The organism is Bradyrhizobium sp. P2_E8 (assembly GCF_056403875.1).
Map to the genome: position 1 here is coordinate 1 of NZ_JBFUES010000783.1, position 3634 is coordinate 3634.

At 65.0% G+C, this 3634-nt stretch carries 2 protein-coding genes; one reads left to right on the plus strand and one right to left on the minus strand.

What is annotated here, in order from left to right; all coding sequences use genetic code 11:
- The coding region (locus tag AC1D00_RS31715; protein WP_477013378.1) for an indolepyruvate ferredoxin oxidoreductase family protein at window positions 1-2110 on the minus strand (2110 nt) is incomplete at its 3' end.
- 293 nt (window positions 2111-2403) lie between these two features.
- Between AC1D00_RS31715 and AC1D00_RS31720 the strand changes: the two genes are divergently transcribed.
- Complete coding sequence (locus tag AC1D00_RS31720) at window positions 2404-3627, plus strand: c-type cytochrome (RefSeq protein ID WP_477013379.1); 1224 nt, start codon at window positions 2404-2406, stop codon at window positions 3625-3627.
- The last annotated feature ends 7 nt before the right edge of the window (window positions 3628-3634 follow it).

The window sequence follows — 3634 nt, forward strand, 5'->3', positions numbered from 1 at the left end:
CTTCAAGCTCGGCGGGCGCACGGTGGCGCGGCGCGCCGCCGTCGACGGTGACGAAGGACGGGCAGAACCCCTTCACGCAGGAATAGTCCTTGTTGCAGGACGACTGGTTGATGGCGCGCTTGCGGCCGAACTCGGTCTCCAGCGGCTCGACCGAGATGCAGTTCGACTGCACCGAGCAGTCGCCGCAGCCTTCGCAGACGGCCGGGTTGATCATGACGCGGCGCGCCGGATCCTCCATCAGGCCGCGCTTGCGGCGGCGGCGCTTTTCGGCCGCGCAGGTCTGCACGAAGACGATCGCCGAGGTGCCCTTGTACTCGCGGCACATCTTCATGACGCTGTCGAGTTCGTCGCGGYGATACTTCTTCACGCCGGGCGCGATGGTGTCAGCGGGATAAGTGTCGGGCGCTTCCGAGACCAGATAGATCTCGCGGATGCCCTCGGCGTGGAGCTGGAAGGTGATCTGCTGCGGCGAGAGATCGYCGTCATGGCGCTGGCCGCCGGTCATGGCGACGGCGTCGTTGTAGAGGATCTTGTAGGTGATGTTGGTCTTGGAGGCGACCGCCTGGCGAATGGCGAGCAGACCGGAGTGGAAATAGGTGCCGTCACCAAGGTTCGCGAAAATGTGGTTCTCGTTGGTGAAGGGCGCGATCCCGACCCAGGGCACGCCCTCGCCGCCCATATGCGTGAACGTCTCGGTCGAGCGGTCCATCCACAGCGCCATGAAGTGACAGCCGATGCCGGCCATGGCGCGGCTGCCTTCGGGGACTTTTGTCGATGTGTTGTGGGGGCAGCCGGAGCAGAAATATGGGGTTCGGGAGACGGGTGCGACCGCCTGCATCTGGGTCGCCTGGCGGCCGTTGAACCAGTCGGCCTTGACGCGGAGCATCTCCGCGATCTCGGGGTTGAGATTAAGTCGAAGCAGCCGCTCGGTGATCGAGGTCGCAAGCGAGGCGACGCTGAGCTCGGCGGCGAAGGTCAGGAAGCGCTTGTCGTGCTCGTCCATCTTGCCGACGATGCGCGGACGGACGTCATCGCGCCAGTTGAACAGCTCCTGCTTGACCTGGTTCTCGACGATCTCGCGCCGCTCTTCGATGATGAAGATTTCCTCGAGCCCGACCGCGAACTGGCGCACGCCTTCCGGCTCCAGCGGCCAGGGCATGCCGATCTTGTAGAGGCGAAGGCCGATCTTGGCGGCCACTTCCTCGGTGATCCCGAGCTCGCGCAGCGCTTGCCGCACGTCCTCATAGCTCTTGCCGGACGCCATGATGCCGAAGCGCGCATTCGGCGAATCCATGGTGACGCGGTTGACCTTGTTGGCGCGCGCAAAGGCGATCGCGGCAAAGCCCTTGTAGTCCTGGAGGCGGCGGTCCTGCTCGAAGCGGTCGTCGGGCCAGCGCAGATTGAGGCCGCCGGGCGGCAGCTCGAAATCGGGCGGGATGATGAAGGGCTTCATCTCGTCGGTGAGGTCGATCTCGGCGGTGGTCTCCACCGTCTCCGTGATCACCTTCATGCCGACCCAGCAGCCCGAGTAGCGCGACATCGCGATGCCGAGCAGGCCCATCTCGATCATCTCGTGGATGCTGGACGGGTAGAGATACGGCATCAGCGCCGACATGAAGGCGTGGTCGGATTGATGCGGGACGGTCGAGGATTTCGCGCCGTGGTCGTCGCCGGCCAGACACAGCACACCGCCGTTCTTGGCCGAGCCCGCGGCATTGCCATGGCGGAACACGTCGCCGCAGCGATCGACGCCGGGCCCTTTGCCGTACCAGATGCCAACCACACCGTCATACTTGGCGCCGGGCGAGAGGTTGAGCTGCTGCGAGCCCCAGACGGCGGTCGCGGCCAGGTCCTCGTTCACGCCGGGCTGGAACTTGATGTTGTACTGCTCGAGATGCTTTCGCGCCGCAAAGAGCTGCTGGTCGTAGCCGCCGAGCGGCGAGCCGCGATAGCCGGAGATGAAGCCCGCGGTGTTGAGGCCATTGGCGCGGTCGCGCCGGATCTGGGCCATGGGCAGGCGAACCAGGGCCTGGATGCCCGTGGTGAAGACGTGTCCGGTGTCCTGGGTATATTTTTGATCGAGACTGATCGGACCCTGGTTGATGCCCATGCTGTCCTCTTTCCACGCCCTGTTCAGGTCTTTGTCACTTAACGTCGCTTAAGCCGTTGCCTGCCCGTTGTTTTTAGCTAGGGCGCGCCGACCGTCTCCGCCACTCTATGTCGGATATTTAACGCTCCGCACCACAAATCTGGACCAAAGGGAGCGCCGGGTAAAAATCGCAATTTCGTGGCTGCAAAGGCGTCCGGCATTTTCAATTTGTGTCACGATACCCCCGCCGCCGCGAAATGAATTGACGCCCCGTTCACGCGGGCGACGTCGAATGGTCGCAGGAGAGGCTTTCGATGCGGACGATTCTGGCTGGTCTGGCTGTTGTGGGATTGGCGTTGTGCAGTGCGGTTGCGAGCACGGTCCGTGCCGCCGAGCCGTCGCCGGAGCTGATCGCCTACGGCAAGACGCTGGTCGAGGCCGGTGACTGCGCGGGCTGCCACACCGCCGATCCGGCAAAGCCGTTCGCGGGCGGAAAGCGCATCGATACGCCCTTCGGCGCGATCTATGCGCCGAACCTGACGCCCGACCGGGACACCGGGATCGGCGGCTGGGCGGATGCCGATTTCACCCGCGCGCTCCGCTATGGCGTCGCGCCTGACGGCTCGAGCTACTATCCGGCCTTCCCCTATCCCTACTTCACGAAGATGACGAAGGACGACACGCTGGCGATCCGCGCCTATCTCGGCACGCTGGCGCCCGTCGTAAGCCGCAACAAGCCGCCGGAGCTGCGCTGGCCGTTCGGTTATCGCGGCCTGATGCGGATCTGGAACACCATGTTTTTCAAGCCCGGCCTGTTCGAGCCGGACCAGAGCCAGAGCGCGGCCTGGAATCGCGGCGGCTATCTGGTCACCGGGCTCGGCCATTGCGGCGCCTGCCATACGCCGAAGAACTATTTTGGCGCCGACAAGCAGGCGCAGGCACTGTCCGGCAACGAGGTCGGCGGCTGGTACGCCCCAAGGCTCGATGGCGCGCCCCGCACCGGGCTGAAGTCGTGGAGCGTCGAGGACATCGTCGAATATCTGCAGAGCGGCCGCAATGCCAAAAGCCATGCCGACGGGTTGATGGCGGAGGTGGTCGTCAACTCGACCTCGAAGATGAGCGACGCCGATGTGCGTGCGATCGCGGTCTACCTGAAGGGCCTGCCGCCGGCGCGGCGTGAGACGATCGTGACGCCGCCCGACGAGGCCACGATGAAAGCCGGCCAGGCGGTCTACGCAAAATTCTGCATCRCCTGCCATGAAACCGACGGCACAGGTAGCCCGCGCATCTATCCGCCGCTGCCCGCCAACGCGCTGCTGCAATCGGTCAATCCGTCCTCGACCTTGCGCATCACGCTCGACGGCGCCCACACTGTGACGACGCCGCGCGCGCCCAACACCGGCGAGATGCCGGCCTATGCCAGGCAATTGTCCGACGAGGAGATCGCGGCGGTGGCCAACTACATCCGCAACTCCTGGGGCAATTCGGGCCCGCTGGTGACGCCGGCGCAGGTGGCGAAGGCGCGGAAGCAGCCGTAGCCAGCTC